This is a genomic window from Aeromicrobium sp. (assembly GCF_014378035.1).
Lineage (GTDB): Bacteria > Actinomycetota > Actinomycetes > Propionibacteriales > Nocardioidaceae > Aeromicrobium.
On the sequence record NZ_JACMOM010000174.1, the window covers coordinates 1 to 17825 of the forward strand.

The following is a 17825-nucleotide window of genomic DNA, read 5'->3' on the forward strand; positions in this document are numbered from 1 at the left end:
ATCGGCAAAGACGATGTGGATGGTGGCGTTGATGATCTCCTTGGCCGTGCGCACTTGCGGAGCAAACTCGCAGACATCGGAGACGAATCGGAGATCTAGTCCGATTCGGCAGCTCTGTGACTAACGTGTGTCCGCATCCCACGGATCCCCAGACCACTCGGACTCAGAACAAGCGAGCGCAGGCCTTAGCTCATCTGCGGTGAAGTGACGCAAGGCCTGGTAGACCGCGATGTGCCCACTGACAGCCGCTTCCGGGTGCCCCGGTGGGGGCTTCGTTACGAGGATGTCGCAGGTTCGACTCCTGTCGGGGGGCTCAGGGAATATCGGGCCTTGGGCTGTCGAGCCGTGTGACCCGACAAGCGGCTCGCCGGCGGATATGTCGGTTTCGCCCATGATCATCCGTTACCCTATGGCGACCTGAACCGTGTGCGGGAGTCTCATGGCTCGATAGGTTCGGCCTTATGGCCTACGATCCACGGTGGTTCTCGACCGATCTCAGCGGTCGGCGCGCACTGATCACCGGTGGCGAGAACGACATTGGCCGCGCTGCGCCGTCCAGCTCTCGGAGCTGGGCGCGGATGTCGTCATCACCTACCGCGACGGCGCAGGGGCAAGACGGGGCGCGGCAGGGGTTGGCGGTGAACACGTGACGCTCGACCTGTCGAGACTTGAGGCCATCGCAACCCTCGGCGTCGACGTCAACATCGTCGTCAACAACGCTGGCCTGCAGCACGTGGAGGCAGCCCGTCCCGGCGTGACTTCAGACCCAACCAACTCTGGATACGTACGTACCGCCCTGGTTGAGCAGCAGACCGCCGACCAGGCCGAGCTGCATGAGATGTCTCCGAAGCGGGTGGTGAGCGACGTCCTGATGGAGCGCTCCGCGCTCGAGCGTCTGTCGGACCCGAACGAGGTGGCGAGCCTGGCTGGCTACCTTCGCTCACCACCGGCCGGCGCCATCACGGGTGCATCGTTGGTGGTCGCCGGCAGATGGCCCGCCCAGTGAATAGGCAGCCCGCGGGTGCGCGAACCCACGGGCGGGTCACAATCAACCTCATGTGGATCGAGTTCCTGGAGCTGCTCGCGCGCGGTGCAAGCATCGTTGAATACGAGGCACCTGTTATCGAAGCGCGCGCGGCCGGTGAGCCGGCCGATGTCGTCGATGAGCTGGAGAACGGCAAGCAGCTCGCGTTGCAAATTCGCGAGATGATCGTCGCGCAGCAACGCCGCGAGAGCGAGCTGGCTGCCTTGTACGCCACCGCTGACGACCTCGCGCGGGTGTCTGACGTCGACGCCGTCCTCCAGGCGATCGTTCATCGGGCCCGGCAGGTGCTCCACACCGACATCGCCTACCTGACGATGAACGACGCGGAGGAGGGCGACACTTACATGCGGGTCACGGACGGTGCCACGTCCGCCAAGTTCCGACAGCTGCGCCTCGCCATGGGAGAGGGTCTCGGGGGCCTGGTCGCACAGACCGCCATGCCGTACGCCACGTCGTCCTACTTCACCGACGCGCGCTTCAATCACACCAAGACCATCGATTCGGCAGTCAAGTCCGAGGGCCTCGTGGCGATCTTGGGTGTACCGCTCCAGATGAGGCCCGAGGTGATCGGTGTGCTGTACGCCGCCAACCGATTCGAACGGCCATTCACACGTGCGGAGGTCGCGCTGCTCGGCTCCTTGGCCGCGCACGCGTCGGCAGCGATCGACAAGGCCCGACTGCTGGACGAGACGCGTCAGGCGCTCGCCGAGCTCAGCGAGGTGAATCAGCTGCTCCGGTCGCATGGCCAGGCTGTGGAGAAAGCAGCTGACGCCCACGATCGGATGACTGAGCTGGTCCTGCGCGGAGGTGGCGTCGAGGACGTTGCCGTTGTGCTGGTCGATGTGGTCGGCGGGAGCGTGACAGTGGTGGACGAGGACTACCGGACCACAGCGTCGCTCGGCGATCCCCTGGACCTTGACAGCGACCGGATAGAGACCGCCGTGCTCGAGTCGCGTCGTAGCCGTCGGGCCGTGCGCATCGAGGAGGAAGGCGGGGTGCTCTGGGTGGCCGCCGTCGTAGCGGGACAGCAGACGCTGGGCGCGCTGGTACTGGCTGGTCATCAGGACCTCACGGAGGTCGACCAGAGGATCGTTGAACGCACGGCACTCGTCACTGCCCTTTTGCTGCTCTCGCGTCGATCCCGCGCAGAGGCGGAGACGCAGGTACGCGGGGAGCTCCTCGACGACCTGCTCCGCAGCGACGTCGGCGGTGCAGACCTCGAGACGACCGTCGAGCGGCTGAGACGTCTCGGGACCGACCTCGGCGAACCGCACTGCGTCTATGTGGTGGGAGTCGCACCGTCAGGGAGGGAGCGGACGAGGAGCGCCGCAGCCCACCTGGCGAGCACCGAGGGCGGATTGTCGGGCATCTTCGACGGGAACGTCGTTCTCGTTCTCTCGGGCCCGGATGCAGGTGGACGTTCCCAACGTCTTGCGAGCGACTTCGGCAAGTCAGTCGGTTTGCCGGTGACCATTGGCAGTGCCGGCCCCAGCGTGGACGTCGGTGCCCTGTCAGCGACCTATCACGAGGCGGCGCGGTGCGAATCGGCTCTGCGAAGGCTGGGCCGCTCGGGCGTCGGCGCGGCCGCTGCTGATCTTGGTTTCGTGGGCCTGGTGCTGGGCGACGATCCCGACGTACCGAGGTTCGTCGCCTCGGTCGTCGGCCCGATCGTGGAGTACGACGCCCGACGCGGCACCGACCTTCTGGGGACTGTCCACGCGTACTTCGAGTGCGGGGGAAACCTCAAGAGGACTCGCGAGTTGCTGCACGTTCATGTCAACACGGTGACTCAGCGGCTCGAGCGGATCAGCTCGCTGATCGGCGACGACTGGCAGGCACCTCACCGCCAGTTGGAAGTGCAGCTGGCGCTGCGCCTGCATCGGATCACGTCCGCCTGATCCGCGTGTCATCCACACATGTTCAGTCACAAGTATGTGTCTGAATTCCATAGTCTCCTGTGACGTGCGTCTCTAGGGTCGGGATGTGAGTGTCTCCAGCGGTGCCTCGACAACCCGGAACGAGAAGTCGTCGACAGGCTGCAACGGCTTCCCCGCCGTGTCCGCCTGCGGAAAGAGCGTCAGGCGAGTGACTTGTCCGGAGACCCCGGCATGAGCAGCACGTCCGCTCCGGGCACCCCCATCCTGCAGATCCGCGACCTCGTCGTGACGTACGGTGGCGCGGTCCAGGCCCTTCGAGGGGTCAACCTCACGGTGGATGAAGGCAGCGTGGTGGCGCTGCTCGGCAGCAACGGCGCAGGGAAAAGCACCCTCCTCCGTGCGCTCTCCGGCACTCTGCGCCTGCATCGTGGCCGGGTCGAGCGCGGTGAAATTCTGTATCGCGGCGAAAACCTCAAGGGCCGTGACCCGGCCCGTTGCGTCTCCAGCGGCTTGGTCCAGGTGCCTGAGGGCCGGCGCATCTTCACCCGACTCACGGTGGAGGAGAACCTCAGGGCTGGCGGGCTCTCCGTCCGGGAGCGGGGCGGACGATCGGCCGACTATCAGCGCATCTATGACATGTTTCCGATCCTTGCGGAGCGGCGCTCGCAGCGAGCCGGCCTGTTGTCCGGGGGGGAGCAGCAGATGCTCGCCATCGGACGTGGCCTGATGTCGCGGCCCAGCTTGCTCCTGCTGGACGAGCCCTCCCTCGGACTCGCGCCACGCATCATCGGACAGATCGGTGAGGTGATCCGTGAGATCAACCGCCAAGGCACCTCAGTCCTGCTCGTCGAGCAGAATGCGACCATGGCGCTCCGCGCCGCAGACACCGCGTTCGTCCTCGACGTCGGTCGCGTGTCGCTGTCCGGGTCAGCCGACGAGCTGGCACAGTCCGACGCCGTGCAGCGCCTCTACCTCGGGCACGGCACCGACGAGTCTGCCGAGCGTGTCGCGGCCAGGGCCGAGAATCCGAAGAAGCAGCTCACGAGGTGGTCGGAGTGAGCGCGGGCACCTCGGTCGACCTTCGCTCGGACGTCGAAACCCTGACCGTTGAGGGTGTGACGGTCAAGTTCGGCGCCGTGACCGCGTTGTCGGATGTGTCGTTCACGGTTCGTCCGGGGACGGTGCACGCCATCATCGGCCCCAACGGTGCTGGCAAGTCGACGATGTTCAACGTGCTGTCGGGCGTCTATCGCGCCACAGCGGGTGAGGTGCGGCTCGGTGACACTGTGCTCAACGGGTTGCGACCCCACAAGATCGCCCGTCTCGGCGTCGCGCGCGCTTTCCAGAACATCGCGCTGTCCGGCACCCAGACCGTGGCTGAAAACCTGATGCTCGGGCGTCATGCTCTGACCCACGCCGGATTCCTCGCTTCCGGTCTGAGGTTGCCGGCGGCAACCCGGGAGAGTCGCCGGCACCACGCACGCGTCCGCGAGATCGCGGAGTTCGTCGACCTCGGCGACAAGCTGGAGCTTCCCGTGGGCGTGCTGTCCTATGGCGATCAGAAGCGGGTCGAGGTTGCCCGCGCCTTGTGCACCGAGCCGCGGCTGCTGCTCCTCGACGAGCCCGTCGCCGGCATGAACTCGGAGGAGACCGAGCGCATGGCGCGAGCCGTGCTCGAGATCCGCGACGCGCTCGGCATCTCGATCGTCCTGGTCGAGCACGACATGGGCATGGTGATGAGCATCGCGGACCGGGTCACCGTTCTCGACTTCGGTCGCCGCATCGCCGACGGCACCCCCGCGGAGACCCAGGCCGACCACGAGGTCATCCGTGCCTACCTCGGTTCCGGGGACGACGACCCCTCCGACGCCGCAGACACGAGCTCGGACCACAAGCCCGACCACGAGGAGAGTTCGTCATGACGCAATTTTTGTCGCTCTTGCTGAACGGCCTGTCGCTCGGCTCCGTCTACGCGCTGATCGCACTTGGCTTCGTCATCATCTTCAAAGCCAGCGAGGTCACCAGCTTCATGCAGGGTTCACTGGTGCTGCTGGGGGCATACCTGATGGCCCGCTTCCACGACACGCTTGGTTTTGGGGGAGCGCTCGTGGTGGGTATCGGGGGCGCGGCACTCGCAGCGATCGTGGTCGAGCGGGTACTCATCAACCGGCTGCGTGGCGCGCCGGTCATCAGCCTCGCAATCCTCACGATCGGCGTCGACCTGATCATCGTGACCGAGCTGACCCGACGGATTGGTTCGGACATCCTCAACCTCGGTCATCCCTGGGGAGGCCATGCTCTTCAATTCGGCGGTATCGGCATCACCGAGAACCGGGCCCTCGCCATCGTCGTCACCGCCGTGCTCATTCTGGCGTTCTTCGTCACTTTCAAGTATTCCAGCTGGGGCATCTCCATGCGCGCCGCGGCCGAGGACGGCGAAGCGGCGGCATTGATGGGCATTCGCATGGGTCGGGTCTCCATGATCGCCTGGATGATTGCGGGGATGCTGGCCGCGGTGGCCGGACTCTTCGCTGTCGGCGCCCCGCCACCGGGCGTGACGCCCGCGGTCGCCACTGTCGCGCTGAGCGCCCTACCTGCGGCGATCCTGGGCGGGCTCGACTCGACTGGCGGAGCGCTGGTGGGTGGTCTGCTGATCGGGGTTGCCGAGGCCATGGCCGCGGGTTACCAGGATCAGATCGCCTTCCTCGGGCGCGGATTCGGCGACGTGGTGCCGTACGTCGTCATGGTCGCCGTGCTGATGGTGCGACCGTCCGGACTCTTCGGCACTCGGGAGATGACTCGTGTCTGAGACCACCGCCGCCGCCCGGCAACGCGTTGACAATGCGGCACCGCCACGCCAGAGGTGGAGCCGGGGGTCATTGGTCAAGAAGGTGCTACTTCTCGCCGGGCTTGTGGTGCTCCTCCTGCTCCCCATCTATGTGCAGGAGTTCTGGCTGCGGACCGGCTTCGCGGTCTTCGGCGCCATGATCGGCGCGCTCGGGCTCAACCTGCTGGTGGGCACCACCGGCCAGCTTTCGCTCGCGCACGCCTTCTTCATCGCCGTCGGTGCAGTGACCTACACGTTCGTGTCGGGTGCCCCTGGCGGCACCGCCAACCCGTACGGCGGGCTGGAGTGGCCACCGCTCGTCGGCATGGTGCTGGGGGTGGTTGCCGCCGGGCTCGCCGGGCTCGCCTTCAGCCCCATCGCCGCCAGGTTGAGAGGGATCTACCTCGGCATCGCTTCGCTTGGACTGGTCTTCATCGGCGTGCACGTGCTCAACACCTGGACGCACGTGACCGGCGGGTTCAACGGTCGAATGGTTCCCAACTTCTCCGTCTTCGGCTTCAGCTTCGGCGGGAGCGACTCGCCTCAACTGGCCGTCCTCGGGGTGCCCTTCGGGCAAGCCGAGCGGCTCTGGTACCTCGGTCTGGCACTGAGCATCGGCGCCTACTGGTTCGCGTCGAACCTCGTGCGCTCCCGACCGGGGCGCGCGCTGCAGACCCTGCGGGACAGTGAGGTCGCGGCGTCGGTGATGGGTGTCAACGTCCGCGACTACAAGGCCAAGGCATTCATGGTCTCCTCGATGTACGCAGGGCTGGCGGGCGTGCTCTATGCGCTCTCGATCGGCTCGATCGCCCCGGACTCATTCGGGCTCGCCCTCTCGGTGCAGTTCCTCGCGATGATCGTTCTCGGCGGGCTGGGATCGGTGACGGGGTCGATCCTGGGCGCCGTCTTCGTCAGCGCACTCCCCCTGGTCTTTCAGGAGTACGCCGGCTCGTTGCCGTTCATCGTCGACCCCGGACAACCCGGGATCGTGGCGAGCCAGGCGGCCGCGTTCATGTACGGCGGGGCGATCGTCCTCGTCGTGCTCTTCGAGCCCGGCGGCCTCGCCGGACTCGCGCGCCGATTCAGGCGTCACGACCGTGCACCGGCTGCTGCTTCCGCAGTAGGCCCCGGTGTCGAGCAGGACCGGATCACCACGCCCACGAGCGCTGATCCGCCAACCGGAGGGAGCAAGGAATGATCAAGCACACAAAGCGGGGAGCGATCGCGCTCGTATCAGTCGCCATGGTGCTGACCGCGTCGGCCTGCAGCACGAAGGGTTCGAGCGGGAAGGAGACAACCCAAGGCTCGGTGAAGGTCGGTCGCGGAATCACCGGCAGCACCATCAGCCTCGGCGCGCTGACCGACCTGACCGGTGTCTTCGCGGCGCTCGGCAAGGACATCACCGGCGCTCAGTCGCTCTATTGGAAGAACCAGAACGCGGGCGACAAGATCTGCGGAAAGTACACCGTGAAAGAGGTCGTGAAGGACCACGGTTACGACACGCAGCGCGGCATCCAGCTGTACAGCTCGATCCACAACGACGTTCTGGCGATCGAGCAGACGATCGGCTCCCCGATCAACACCGGCCTCCTGCCGCAGCTCGACAAGGACCACATGGTCAACATCCCCGCCGCCTGGGCGCAATCGCTCACCGAGAGTCCCGAGATCGCGATGGTGGGCGCGACGTACGAAGTCGAGATGATCAACGTCCTCGACTACCTCCTCAAGGACGGACAGATCAAGGAGGGCGACACGATCGGGCACATCTATTTCGAGGGTGAGTACGGCGCGGGTGGCCTGAACGGATCGAAGTACTTCGCCAAGCAGCACGGCATGAAAGTCGTCGAGCAGCAGATCCAGGCGACGGACACAGACATGACGGCCCAGGTGTCCAAGCTGAAGTCCAAAGGCGTGAATGCGATCGCGCTCACGGTCGCACCTGGACAGACGGCTTCGGTTGCCGGTGTGGCGTCCGCGCAGGGCCTGGACGTCCCGATCGTGGGCAACAACCCGGTCTTCGCTCCTGCGCTGCTGAAGGGCCCCGCAGGCCCGGCGCTGAAGAAGAACCTCTACGTCGCCTCCCCAGTGGCGCCGTTCGACAAGCAGCCGGAGCTGCTGAAGGCCTACACGGCCGCCCACCCGGGCGACCCCACCTTGGGCGTCGTCTTCGGCACCGCCGCTGCCGACGTCATGCGACAGATCCTCGACAAGGCCTGCAAGGACGGGGACCTGACTCCCGAAGGCGTGTCGAAGGCCAAAGACGAGCTGGGCACTGTGGAGACCGATGATCTGGCGGTCCCACTGACGTTCAAGACCGGTGCGTCTCCGAGCGACGCGAGCTACATCTTCCGCGCCGCGGACGTGCCTGGTGGCGCGAAGGCCGTGTCAGACAAGTACGTCGGTGACGACGTGGCCGGGTTCGTCAAGGGAGGCTGAGCTCGAGACCTCGCCGAATGCCCGGGCCTCTCGGTCCGGGCATTCGTGCGTCGGTCGATCACCATCTCACCGAGACTGCGGACTCGTGCTCCGTCGGTTACCTGATTGACACCGAGCCGTAGGCCGCAAGGTACCCATCGGCGAGCGGCCCGGACTCATCTTCTGCCCTCGCAATCATCAGCATGCGGAAGCATGTGCCCAGGATGGATTTTCGGGCAAAAAGAAGACCCCCGCTTTCACTGAAATATCAGTGACAATCGGGGGTCTTCATGGTGCGGTGGCGGTGGGATTTGAACTAGCCGCCAGGACGTTGGACGCGAGGTTCCACAACTGGACACGAGCGTTCACACGGCCCTCTGACCTGGTGTTTTAGAGTTGTTGGACCGATTACCCTTAGACAGATCACGACATGAAGTGACTCCTATCTGGCACGTATCTGGCACGACAGCAGCACTTCGAGAGGGCGAAATCGTGGCACGGCGAGCGAATAAGCGGACCTTCGGAAGTATCCGGAACCTTCCCAGCGAGCGCCATCAGGCGAGGTACACCGGCCCTAGCGGCGAGATGGTCGCGGCGCCCGTGACGTTCACGACGCACATGGACGCCGAGGCCTGGCTGGCTGTTGAGCGGGAGAAGTACTTCGAGAAGCCCGAGACCTGGTCCACACCCAAGACTCGCCTCAAGGAAGCTCAGCGAGCCGAGGCAGCCGCCCGCCTGCCCAGCTTTCGCGAATATGCTGAGAGCTGGATCAGGAACCGACGCAGCAGCAAGGGGGAACCGCTCCGGCCGACCACTCGCGACAAGTACATGTCCAACCTGCGCGTCCATATCTTCCCCGAGTTCGGCGATACGCCCCTGAACGAAATCACCCGCCAAGCGGTGCGCGCTTGGTACGACACCCTCGAAACGGGCCCTGCAGCACGGGCCGACTCGTACTCGACCTTGCGCGCGATCCTCAACACAGCTGTGGTCGACGACGAACTGCTCGCTCGCAACCCCGCCTACATCCGCGGAGCAGGCGTAAAGAGCGTCTACAAAAAGTTGCGCCCAGCGACCCTGGACGAGTTGGCAGTCATGGTGGAAGCCATGCCGGAGCGGCGACGGCTCCTGCTCCTCCTAGCTACGTGGTGCGCCCTGCGTTCCGGAGAACTCCGCGAACTCAGGCGATCAGACGTAATCCTGGGGGTTGACGACGACACATTCGGCTCTGTCAGTGTCGGGCGTGGGGTGGTGCGGCCTCAGACCGGCGAACCCGAACCGGGACGACGTACTGAAACCATAGTTGGCGACCCGAAGACCCCTGCCGGTGTGCGAGTTGTCTCCATTCCTGGCGCACTGATCCCCGTTGTCCGATCTCACCTCGACGAACACGTCGCGGCTGGCCCGGACAGCTTGCTGTTCTCCTCCGAGCGCGATCACTCCAAGCACCTCTCCGAGTCCACACTCAACGGCCGGGCCGCGGTCTTGGACCCCGAAGGAAATATCCAGAAGTCGGGGTTCGGGTGGCGCGAAGCCCGGCGGGTCGCCGGCCGCGAAGACCTGGACCTCCACGACCTTCGGCACACCGGGGCGAGCATGGCCGGCGAGGAGGGCGCGAGCATCGCAGAGTTGATGCATCGTCTCGGGCACAGCACCCAGGACCGCGATCGCGAATTGGCCCGAAAACTCTCCGCTCGCGCTGAAAAGGCAACCCGAACCCCGAAGCCTCGAATGGCATAGACGACACCGCCGGACGACGGCCGAGTATCAGGCCGTTACCGGCGCCCTGGATCCGAAGTTTGCGGATCGTCGGGCAGCGCGGCTCAACACGCCACGCCTGACCGGGACAAGTCGTTGACCACGCGATCGGCGAGACTTACAGCCGTTGGTCTGCTGAGAAGAAGGAGTGAGCATGGCGCCACATGACCTGGCCGACCTACTCCAGCGGCTGATCGACAACTGGGAGGACGAACTCGTCGAGTTCAAGCAGGCGAGCAGGGACTACGACACCCGCAAGATCGGTGAGTACTTCTCAGCGCTCGCGAACGAGGCGAATCTCCGCGGGGCCGAAGCAGGCTGGCTGGTCTTCGGCGTCAATAACAAGACGCGACGGGTTGTCGGCACCGACTACCGCCCAGACGTCGAACGCCTGCAGGGTCTCAAGAATGACATCGCCACCGGGACGGAGCCGCGCGCGTCGTTCCGGGAGATCCATGAGGTCATGCACGAGTCCGGACGGGTCCTGATCTTCGAAGTGCCACCTGCGCCTCGCGGGATTCCGATCTCGTGGAACGGTCACTACTTCGCGCGCAACGGTGAGAGTCTCGGCTCTCTCGCCCTCGGCAAGCTCGATGACATTCGGCAGCAGGACGCCGGCGACGACTGGTCGGGCCGTTTTACTCCCGAATGCGACGATCGACCATCTTGACCCTGAGGCTCTTGCCGCGGCGCGAGCAGCCTTCACAACACGGCACCCGAGGCTGGACGCCGATGAGATGGCCGGATGGAGTGACGAGACGTTCCTCGAGCGCGCCGCGCTCATCGTCAAAGGCGGCATCACCCGTGCAGCAGTGCTCCTCCTCGGCCTTCCCGAAGCAAGTCACCTCCTCTCGCCCCTGCTCGCCGAGATCAGCTGGAAGCTGACCGGCGCGGAACAGGCGTACGAGCACTTCGGGCTGCCGTTCTTCCTCAACACCAGCCGGGTCAACGAGCGCATCCGCAACGTCCAGGTGCGGATGCTTCCGCCGGGAACGCTCATTCAGACCGAGATCGAAAAATACGACCGCAAGAGTGTTCTCGAGGCGATCCACAACTGCGTGGCGCACGCCGACTACCGCACCGGATCACGCATCAACGTCATCGAGCACGTCGACCGTGTCGTTCTGGAGAACGCCGGTTCCTTCTTCGAAGGAAGTCCCGAGGACTACGTGACGCAAACGCGCATGCCGAAGAAGTACCGAAACCCGTTCCTCGTGAACGCGATGACCGAACTCAACATGATCGACCGCATGGGCTTCGGCATCCAGCGCATCAATCTGTCGCAGGCCAAGCGCTTCCTGCCGCTCCCCGACTACGACCTGGACGAGTCAGGCGCCGTGAAGCTCACCATCTATGGCGCGGTGATCGACACGAACTACAGCGAGCAACTGATGGAACGAAGCGACCTGCCGCTCGAGGACGTGCTCGCGCTGGACCGCGTACAGAAGAAGCTGCCAATCAGCAGCGAGGCGGCCGCGCGCTTGAAGAGAGCCCACCTCGTCGAGGGCCGCCGTCCCCGCCTGCACGTGTCATCCGTCGTCGCAGCCGCGGCGGACACCAAGGCCGACTACATCCGCACTCGCGCTCAGGACGACGCACACTATGCGAAGCTGATCATTGACTACCTCACCCAGTTCGGAGAGGCATCCCGGCAGGACATCAGCAATCTGCTGTGGGACAAGCTGAGCGATGCCCTGGATGACGAGCAGAAGCGGAACAAGGTCACCAACCTGCTTGGGAAGATGCGTAGGAACCACCAGATCCGCAACGTGGGATCCACGCAACGACCGCGCTGGCGTCTTGCATAAGCACCCCGGCGATTACGCATAGCCTTATGCATAGCTCACCTCTTGGCGGTAGCGTTTGCCCAGGTCAGCGGCTTGATCGCTTACATACGAGGCCGTTGGTTCTCGATCGTTCATGCATGGAAGCCTCAGTCATCGACGCCGGATCACCGCGCGTGCGGTGGCCGCGACAGCGAAGTCGCCGCCCTGGATGCGTCTCCGGCCGATTCGTGCTGCCCCGGCCATCTGGGCGAGCACTTCGAGGGTCGGACTTTGGGCGGGAGGCTGGGAGTACCGGTCGGCTCCGCTGCGCCACCCGAGAGCGAACAGCAACTCGAGGACACCGCGGCCGTTCCGGCCGGCCTCCTGTTCCCCGGGGACCGCACCGGCCATATGAGCGTGCGGTACCTGATGGACCGTTTCCGCTTGGCCCGCGAGGCCGCCGGTCGACCCGACCTCACCATCCACCACCTGCGGCACACCGCGTTGACGATCGCCGGTCAGCATGGCGCCACGGCGGCCGAGTTCCAGGCACGAGCGGGGGGGCATGCGTCGCAGGCTGCGATGGCGATCTACCAGCACGCCACGTTGGATCGCGACAAGTCGCTCGGGGAGAAGATCGGGACGACGTACGAGCCATGGCAGGCGAGCCGACCGTAGCCCTGTACGGACGGACTGTCAGATCACCCGAACCTGATCATTCAGTTTGCCGATCTGAGCACGCCGAGAAGGTGCTGAATACCACCCAGATTGACGCTGATGCGTTGACTATGAAGGTCCGCGAAGGCGCGCGGGTGGTCAACTCCCACGTGTTCTCGACCTCGGACCGACCCGAAGCGCCGAGTTTCCGGCGAGCTCATGCAATCCTTCTGCTTCGGATGAACTGGACCGTCGGGGTGTGACTTTCAGCGGTCAGCGGCCAGCGGCGATGCCGCCATCGACGGGGATCACCGCACCGGTGATGTAGGTACTGTGGGGACCGGCGAGGAAGACCGCGATGCCGGCCATGTCATCGGGGCGTCCGATGCGCTTGAGCGGGATCTGGCTTGTGATCTTGTCTTGGCCCAGGGCGAGAATGCCGGCGGTCATCTTGGACTCGAAGAGCCCGGGTGCGATGGCGTTGACCAGGATGTCGGGGGCCAGTGTGGTTGCGAGTTGTTGGGTCAAGAGGTGGACTGCGGCTTTGCTGGCGCTGTAGGAGAAGTTGTTGAGCCCCGGTGCCGGGGCGCGAATTCCGTCGATGCTGCCGATATTCACGACCCTGGCAGGATCCTCGGGCTTGGATGCCGCCCGCAGGAGCGGAAGCAGAGTTCGGGTCAGGGAGAAGACGCCCTTGACGTTGAGGTTCATGACTCGGTCCCAGGCCGTGTCGGGGAACTCTTCGAGCGGGGCACCCCAGTTGGCGCCTGCGTTGTTGAACAGGGCGTGCACGGCATGCTCGCGCTCAGTGATGTGGTCCGCGAGTGCCTGAACACCGTCGGTGGTGCCGAGGTCGGCCGCGAAGGCACTGATGTCGCCGAGGGGTGACAGTTCAGTCACCGCGGTGTCGAGGTCGGCCTGTTTGCGGCTGCTGATGTAGACCTTGGCACCGGCCTCGAGCAGACCGATGGTGAGCATCTTGCCGATGCCCCGGCCGCCGCCAGTGACCACAGCGGTCTTGCCCGCGAGTGGGCGGTGTTTACTGGATCCGTCTTCCGGAGATGGCTCGGCCGATGGCCAGGCGCTGGATTTCACTTGTGCCTTCGTAGATGGTGAAGATCTTGGCGTCGCGTGCCCACCGCTCGACTGGGTAGTCGCGGGTGTAGCCGTTGCCGCCGAGGATCTGGATGGCGCGTTCGGTGGCGCGTACGGCGACCTCGCTGGCCTTGAGCTTGGCCATGCTGCCTTCGGCGCGGGCGAAGGGGATGCCTCGTGGGATCATGTGGGCTGCGCGCCAGACGAGCAGCCGGGCGGCGTCGATCTCGACGGCGGTGTCGGCGAGGGTGAAGGCGATCGCCTGGTTGTCGATGATCGGCCGGCCGAACTGCTCGCGCACCCCGGCGTACTCCAGGGCGTACTCGTAGGCAGCGCGGGCAACACCGATCGCCATGGCGCCGATCGCTGGGCGGGTCATCTCGAAGGTGGCCATGGCGGCCGGGACCCGGACGCGGCTGCCTTCGCGGGCCCAGGCGAGTCGATGGTCGAGGGCTTGCTTGCCGCCGAGGACGAGGTCGGCGGGGATGCGGACGTCCTCGAGGACGACCTCGGCGGTGTGGGAGGCGCGGAGTCCGTGCTTGTGGAACTTCTGCCCTTGGCTCAGGCCGGTGGTGCCGGGCGGGATCAGGAACAGTGCGTGGCTGCGCGCACCCAGAGCTGGGTCGGTGACGGCGTTGACCACATGGATGCGGGCGATGCCTCCGTTGGTCGCCCACGTCTTGGTCCCGTTGATTACCCATTCGTTGCGGGCTTCGTCGAAGCGTGCACGGGTGCGGATCGCGGCGGCGTCGCTGCCGGCGTTGGGTTCGCTGGCGCACAGGGCGGCCACGGCGAGGTCGCCGGGGGTGCCGAAGAACTCCGGCAACCAGGTGCTGATCTGGTCTTGGCTGGCCGCGCCGAACAGGGCAGCCACGGGAAGAAAGGTGCCGAGCAGGGCTTGTCCCATGCCGCCGTCGCCCCAGAAGATTTCCTCAGCGACGACCGGCTGCAGTAGTCCGGTGGGATCGGCGAAGATCTGCAGAGCGAAGTCTGGTGTGTAGAGGCCCGCCTTGGCGGCCTCCTCGATCACCGTCCAGGGCATCTCCTCGCGTTCGTCGTACTCCGCGGCGACCGGGCGCACGTACTTTTCTGCGAATCCGTGTGCCCAGTCGCGGGCCTCGACGATGTCGGGTGGCAGGTCGAACAGTGACGTGTAGCCCTGATCGGTGTCGGTGTCGGTCATGGTGTCTCCTGGGGGTGGTCGAAGGGCGGAGGCGGGTTGCGGTCAGCGGCCGGTGAACACAGCGTCGCGGCGCTCGACGAAGGACTGGAGTCCCTCGGCCCCGTCGGCGGTGGACAGCAGGGAGCTGAGATCGGGACGGAGCTGCTCGATGGCGGTCCCCTCGCCGAACTCGCGAGCCAGGTGCGCGGACCTCAGCGCCGTACGCACTCCCAAGGGAGCTGACTTCTCGGCGATCGCGGTAGCGATCTCGATCGCGCGCTCGACAGCTGACTGGGCGTCGGGCAGCACCTCCTGGACCAGACCGATCCGCAGGGCCTCCTCGGCGTCGAACTCGTCACCGGTGAGAATCCATCGCATCGCGTTGCCCCAGCCGGCCTGCTCGACGAACCGGAAGGTCGCGCCGCCGAAGGGGTAGATGCCACGGCGGATCTCGAACTGAGAGAAGCGGGCATCGCTTGCCGCCACGCGGATGTCGGCGGCCAACAGCAGTTCGATCGCGAGCGTCATCACCCAGCCTTGGGCTGCTGCGACGACCGGCTTGGTCCAGGAGCCGTCGAGTCGCCATGGGTCGCGCCCACCGTCGATGCCGAGCCCTTCGCCGGACACCAACGCATCGCCGACGTCGACCAGGTCGAGGCCGCCGGTGAAGTGCTCACCGTGTGCGAACAGCACGCCGCACCACAGCTCGTCGTCGGACTCCAGCAGCCCGTAGGCCGCTGCCAGCTCTCCCAGCATCGCCTTGGTGAACGCGTTGCGCTTCTGGGGGCGGTTCAACCCCATCAACAGCACGCTACCGCGCCGCTCGACGGTCACCGCTGGTCCCTCGGCCTCGTTCGACATCACGATCTCCCTCTTAGTTGTATGATTGAACTAACCGCACCGTAGCCCAGAACATCAAGTAGTCACAAGTGCATACAGTCATGCAACTGATAAGGTTATGGCCTATGAAGCGCAAATCATTCGCCTCCTGGCCGTGCTCCATCGCCCGCGCGGTCGACGTGCTCGGCGACGCCTGGACGCTGTTGGTTCTGCGAGAGCTGTTCTATGGAGAGACCCGTTTCGACGGCTTCGTCTCCAGCCTCGGTATCCCGCGCAACACCCTCACAGACCGGCTCGGCCAGCTGGTGGACCAAGGCCTTCTAGAGCGGCGCTGCTATCAGTCCGACCCGGTACGGCACGAGTACCTGCTCACAGAGAGAGGCCGCGACTTCTTCAGTGTCCTCGCTGCGATCAACGCCTGGGGAGACCGATGGCTCAGCGGTGACGCGGGAGCACCAGTCGTAATGCACCACGAATCCTGCGACCACGACCTGCTAACTGCCGTAGTCTGCGCCGAGTGCAGCGAACCTGTGCGCCTCAAAGACGTCACAGTCCGCGCCGGACCCGGCTACCCGGCCAAGCTCACGCATGACCCAGCGACGGTCGAGCGTTTCGCACGAGCTTCTCACGCCCACCGAACCCGCAGCGAGTCCGGCAACAGCCCTCTTCGCGCCTGACGGGTGCTCAGAATTTGGTGACGGTGGATCGGCGTCACATGACATGCCGTTTTCGAATGAGATACAACACTGAAGTACAGCAGCAGATGCAACATTGGGCACCGGTCCCAGCGACACTGATACATGCCTAGTGCACGCCTAAAGCGCGGTGCCTCTACTTCGCATTCACCTATCAACGTGCAGCTCTCGCAAGTCGGGCCTGAGTCAATCCGCCGCGAACGCGCGTCGGCACCGATGATCGTGTGTGTCTGCTCGGTGATTGCGCTCGCGCGAAGTCGATCGTCAACTACTGGATGACTTCTCTACGGGGACTCCGAGTAGTAATTGGCCATGACCTCGTGCGACCACTGCGGCTGGAACACCTCTCCGCGAGGTTCGAACTCCCGCATGTGCGGCTTCAGGTCGAGCACCGGCGTCCCCTCCATCGCGTCCAGCCCCTCGACTGAAAGGACAGGGCCGTCGACCGAGAGAACCCGGCAGATGGTGACGCCGATCCGATTAGGTCGCCGCTTGGCTCGCTGCGCGAAGATGCCGACCAATGGCCAATCGTCGCGGCCGCGAGGATGTCTGCCACCGCTCTCCTCGCTGGCCGGATTTAGGGGATGGAAGTGGTAGACGATCAGAACGTGCGAAAACGTGTCGAGCGCTGCCAAGGCATCGTCGGTGAATCGCTGCGGATCCAGCTCAATGCGCGATTCGAACCCTCCCCAATAGTCGTCGTCGCTGGTTTCGCGGCCTCCTCGGACGACTCCGATGGGTGTCAGGTCGACCGGGTCTCTCCACGCTTTGTCGTTGACCTCGCTCATGACGTGATCTCCTCCTTCGATACTTTCCACGGGTCCGCAACACTACGGCGCTGGACATATGCTCTCTTGATGGGCGAGGCATTCACGCAGCCAGAGCTACAGATGTTGAGGCCGATGACGCTCGCGGATGTGGACGACGTACTGCATGTTCAGGAACCTGGTGCCGTGCACGGGTTGGTCGACGTGTTCTCACAAGACCAGCACCCCTTTCCACGGAAACAGGTCGCGGATGAGTGGCGGCGTGATGTCGCTGATCCGAGCATCGCCTGCTACGTCGTCACCGACGACGTATTGGTTGTTGGCTTCGCCGCCACGCGAGGCAACGAACTGTTGCACTTCGGAATCGCCATGCGGCTGTGGGGCTCGGGACTCGCGATAAAGGCACACGATGTCGTCATGATCCGTCTGCGAAACGATGGGCATGAACTCGCTTGGCTGAACGTGTTCGCCGAGAACACCGGGCCCGCCGGTTTTACGAGAAGCTCGGCCGGGAGGCCACCGGCGGGCGGACACACAGCGCCTTCCCACCTCATCCGGAACTTCTCCACTATGAGCGGGAGACCATGCCGGCGAGGCCCTGAGTCTTCGCGTCAGAAACGTGAGACCTCCCTCCAACTACATGCGCCCTGCCGGTTGCCTTTCTGCTCCCCGAGAATCAGGCACGCGTCAATCCACCGCTTAAGTGTGGTCTGATGCCGATGAGCGGGCAGGCGCATTGGAGTGGTCAAGTTGCCGGATCCCCGAGGGGTCGCTGCCGCTGGTAAGCCGCGAGGAAGACCCGCACTCCGCTGTGGACGATCAGTTCGACGTCTTCGACCGTGATGTCTGTTTGGACGGGCAAAGGGTGCACGCTGCCCGCGGTGAGTTGGACGAGCTGGTTCGCTGCGTGCATCTCGTCGC

At 64.9% G+C, this 17825-nt stretch carries 18 protein-coding genes; 12 read left to right on the plus strand and 6 right to left on the minus strand.

Annotated features, from left to right (window positions below; translation table 11 throughout):
• Positions 1-646: 646 nt before the first annotated feature.
• The 10 genes from H7290_RS09055 to H7290_RS09100 all read left to right on the plus strand — a co-directional run bounded on the left by H7290_RS09055 (position 647) and on the right by H7290_RS09100 (position 11730).
• Positions 647-1006 carry a hypothetical protein gene (locus H7290_RS09055; RefSeq protein ID WP_290513693.1) on the plus strand — a complete coding sequence of 120 codons (360 nt, stop codon included), beginning with the start codon at positions 647-649 and terminating at the stop codon, positions 1004-1006.
• 50 nt (positions 1007-1056) lie between these two features.
• Entirely contained in the window at positions 1057-2943 is a 1887-nt protein-coding gene (locus H7290_RS09060) for a GAF domain-containing protein (protein WP_290513694.1), read from the plus strand.
• A gap of 240 nt (positions 2944-3183) precedes the next feature.
• Positions 3184-3981: an ABC transporter ATP-binding protein gene (locus tag H7290_RS09065; protein WP_366927618.1), complete on the plus strand. Its 798-nt coding sequence runs from the start codon at positions 3184-3186 to the stop codon at positions 3979-3981.
• The gene (locus H7290_RS09070; protein WP_290513696.1) at positions 3978-4844 is read left to right on the plus strand and encodes an ABC transporter ATP-binding protein; all 867 of its coding nucleotides are present in this window, start codon (positions 3978-3980) and stop codon (positions 4842-4844) included. The genes H7290_RS09065 and H7290_RS09070 overlap by 4 nt, the downstream gene beginning before the upstream one ends.
• Positions 4841-5731: a branched-chain amino acid ABC transporter permease gene (locus H7290_RS09075; RefSeq protein ID WP_290513697.1), complete on the plus strand. Its 891-nt coding sequence runs from the start codon at positions 4841-4843 to the stop codon at positions 5729-5731. Before H7290_RS09070 ends, H7290_RS09075 begins: the two co-directional genes overlap by 4 nt.
• Positions 5724-6947, plus strand: coding sequence for a branched-chain amino acid ABC transporter permease (locus tag H7290_RS09080; RefSeq protein ID WP_290513698.1), 1224 nt, complete (start codon positions 5724-5726; stop codon positions 6945-6947). The genes H7290_RS09075 and H7290_RS09080 overlap by 8 nt, the downstream gene beginning before the upstream one ends.
• The gene (locus H7290_RS09085; protein ID WP_290513699.1) at positions 6944-8185 is read left to right on the plus strand and encodes an ABC transporter substrate-binding protein; all 1242 of its coding nucleotides are present in this window, start codon (positions 6944-6946) and stop codon (positions 8183-8185) included. Before H7290_RS09080 ends, H7290_RS09085 begins: the two co-directional genes overlap by 4 nt.
• A 564-nt stretch (positions 8186-8749) precedes the next feature.
• Positions 8750-9904 (plus strand): site-specific integrase, encoded by a 1155-nt coding sequence (locus H7290_RS09090; protein ID WP_290513700.1) that lies wholly within the window; start codon positions 8750-8752, stop codon positions 9902-9904.
• 172 nt (positions 9905-10076) lie between these two features.
• A complete protein-coding gene (locus tag H7290_RS09095; protein ID WP_290513701.1) occupies positions 10077-10592 on the plus strand; it encodes an ATP-binding protein in 516 nt (171 codons plus the stop codon).
• Positions 10593-10659: 67 nt separating this feature from the next.
• A complete protein-coding gene (locus tag H7290_RS09100; protein WP_290513702.1) occupies positions 10660-11730 on the plus strand; it encodes an ATP-binding protein in 1071 nt (356 codons plus the stop codon).
• Between the two features lie 129 nt (positions 11731-11859).
• Here the strand turns inward: H7290_RS09100 and H7290_RS09105 are convergent, their stop codons facing one another.
• Entirely contained in the window at positions 11860-12099 is a 240-nt protein-coding gene (locus H7290_RS09105) for a hypothetical protein (RefSeq protein ID WP_290513710.1), read from the minus strand.
• On the opposite strand from H7290_RS09105, the gene H7290_RS09110 reads away from it, so the two are divergent.
• On the plus strand, positions 11992-12366 hold the full coding sequence (locus H7290_RS09110; protein WP_290513709.1) for a tyrosine-type recombinase/integrase: 375 nt from the start codon (positions 11992-11994) through the stop codon (positions 12364-12366). The two genes, H7290_RS09105 and H7290_RS09110, sit on opposite strands and share 108 nt — an antisense overlap.
• A gap of 252 nt (positions 12367-12618) precedes the next feature.
• On the opposite strand, the gene H7290_RS09115 is transcribed toward H7290_RS09110, so the two are convergent.
• Genes H7290_RS09115 through H7290_RS09125 form a run of 3 tightly spaced genes read right to left on the minus strand, consistent with a single transcriptional unit; the run spans position 12619 to position 15463 of the window.
• A complete protein-coding gene (locus H7290_RS09115; RefSeq protein WP_290513703.1) occupies positions 12619-13440 on the minus strand; it encodes an SDR family oxidoreductase in 822 nt (273 codons plus the stop codon).
• Entirely contained in the window at positions 13385-14623 is a 1239-nt protein-coding gene (locus H7290_RS09120; protein WP_290513704.1) for an acyl-CoA dehydrogenase family protein, read from the minus strand. The genes H7290_RS09115 and H7290_RS09120 overlap by 56 nt, the downstream gene beginning before the upstream one ends.
• Before the next feature lie 42 nt (positions 14624-14665).
• Positions 14666-15463: a crotonase/enoyl-CoA hydratase family protein gene (locus H7290_RS09125; RefSeq protein ID WP_290513705.1), complete on the minus strand. Its 798-nt coding sequence runs from the start codon at positions 15461-15463 to the stop codon at positions 14666-14668.
• A gap of 104 nt (positions 15464-15567) precedes the next feature.
• Between H7290_RS09125 and H7290_RS09130 the strand changes: the two genes are divergently transcribed.
• Positions 15568-16119: a helix-turn-helix domain-containing protein gene (locus H7290_RS09130; RefSeq protein WP_290513706.1), complete on the plus strand. Its 552-nt coding sequence runs from the start codon at positions 15568-15570 to the stop codon at positions 16117-16119.
• Between the two features lie 302 nt (positions 16120-16421).
• Here the strand turns inward: H7290_RS09130 and H7290_RS09135 are convergent, their stop codons facing one another.
• A complete protein-coding gene (locus H7290_RS09135; RefSeq protein ID WP_290513707.1) occupies positions 16422-16925 on the minus strand; it encodes an SAM-dependent methyltransferase in 504 nt (167 codons plus the stop codon).
• Between the two features lie 189 nt (positions 16926-17114).
• Entirely contained in the window at positions 17115-17348 is a 234-nt protein-coding gene (locus H7290_RS09140; protein WP_290513708.1) for a hypothetical protein, read from the minus strand.
• Between the last annotated feature and the right edge of the window lie 477 nt (positions 17349-17825).

What these genes read in the sequence shown, in the direction of transcription:
- H7290_RS09135 (WP_290513707.1), bottom strand. Translation starts at nt 16,925, where the DNA reads ATGAGCGAGGTCAACGACAAAGCGTGGAGAGACCCGGTCGACCTGACA.
- H7290_RS09075 (WP_290513697.1), top strand. Translation starts at nt 4,841, where the DNA reads ATGACGCAATTTTTGTCGCTCTTGCTGAACGGCCTGTCGCTCGGCTCC.
- H7290_RS09085 (WP_290513699.1), top strand. Translation starts at nt 6,944, where the DNA reads ATGATCAAGCACACAAAGCGGGGAGCGATCGCGCTCGTATCAGTCGCC.
- H7290_RS09105 (WP_290513710.1), bottom strand. Translation starts at nt 12,099, where the DNA reads ATGGCCGGTGCGGTCCCCGGGGAACAGGAGGCCGGCCGGAACGGCCGC.
- H7290_RS09060 (WP_290513694.1), top strand. Translation starts at nt 1,057, where the DNA reads ATGTGGATCGAGTTCCTGGAGCTGCTCGCGCGCGGTGCAAGCATCGTT.
- H7290_RS09140 (WP_290513708.1), bottom strand. Translation starts at nt 17,348, where the DNA reads ATGCCCATCGTTTCGCAGACGGATCATGACGACATCGTGTGCCTTTAT.
- H7290_RS09100 (WP_290513702.1), top strand. Translation starts at nt 10,660, where the DNA reads ATGGCCGGATGGAGTGACGAGACGTTCCTCGAGCGCGCCGCGCTCATC.
- H7290_RS09120 (WP_290513704.1), bottom strand. Translation starts at nt 14,623, where the DNA reads ATGACCGACACCGACACCGATCAGGGCTACACGTCACTGTTCGACCTG.
- H7290_RS09130 (WP_290513706.1), top strand. Translation starts at nt 15,568, where the DNA reads ATGAAGCGCAAATCATTCGCCTCCTGGCCGTGCTCCATCGCCCGCGCG.
- H7290_RS09125 (WP_290513705.1), bottom strand. Translation starts at nt 15,463, where the DNA reads ATGTCGAACGAGGCCGAGGGACCAGCGGTGACCGTCGAGCGGCGCGGT.
- H7290_RS09090 (WP_290513700.1), top strand. Translation starts at nt 8,750, where the DNA reads ATGGTCGCGGCGCCCGTGACGTTCACGACGCACATGGACGCCGAGGCC.
- H7290_RS09095 (WP_290513701.1), top strand. Translation starts at nt 10,077, where the DNA reads ATGGCGCCACATGACCTGGCCGACCTACTCCAGCGGCTGATCGACAAC.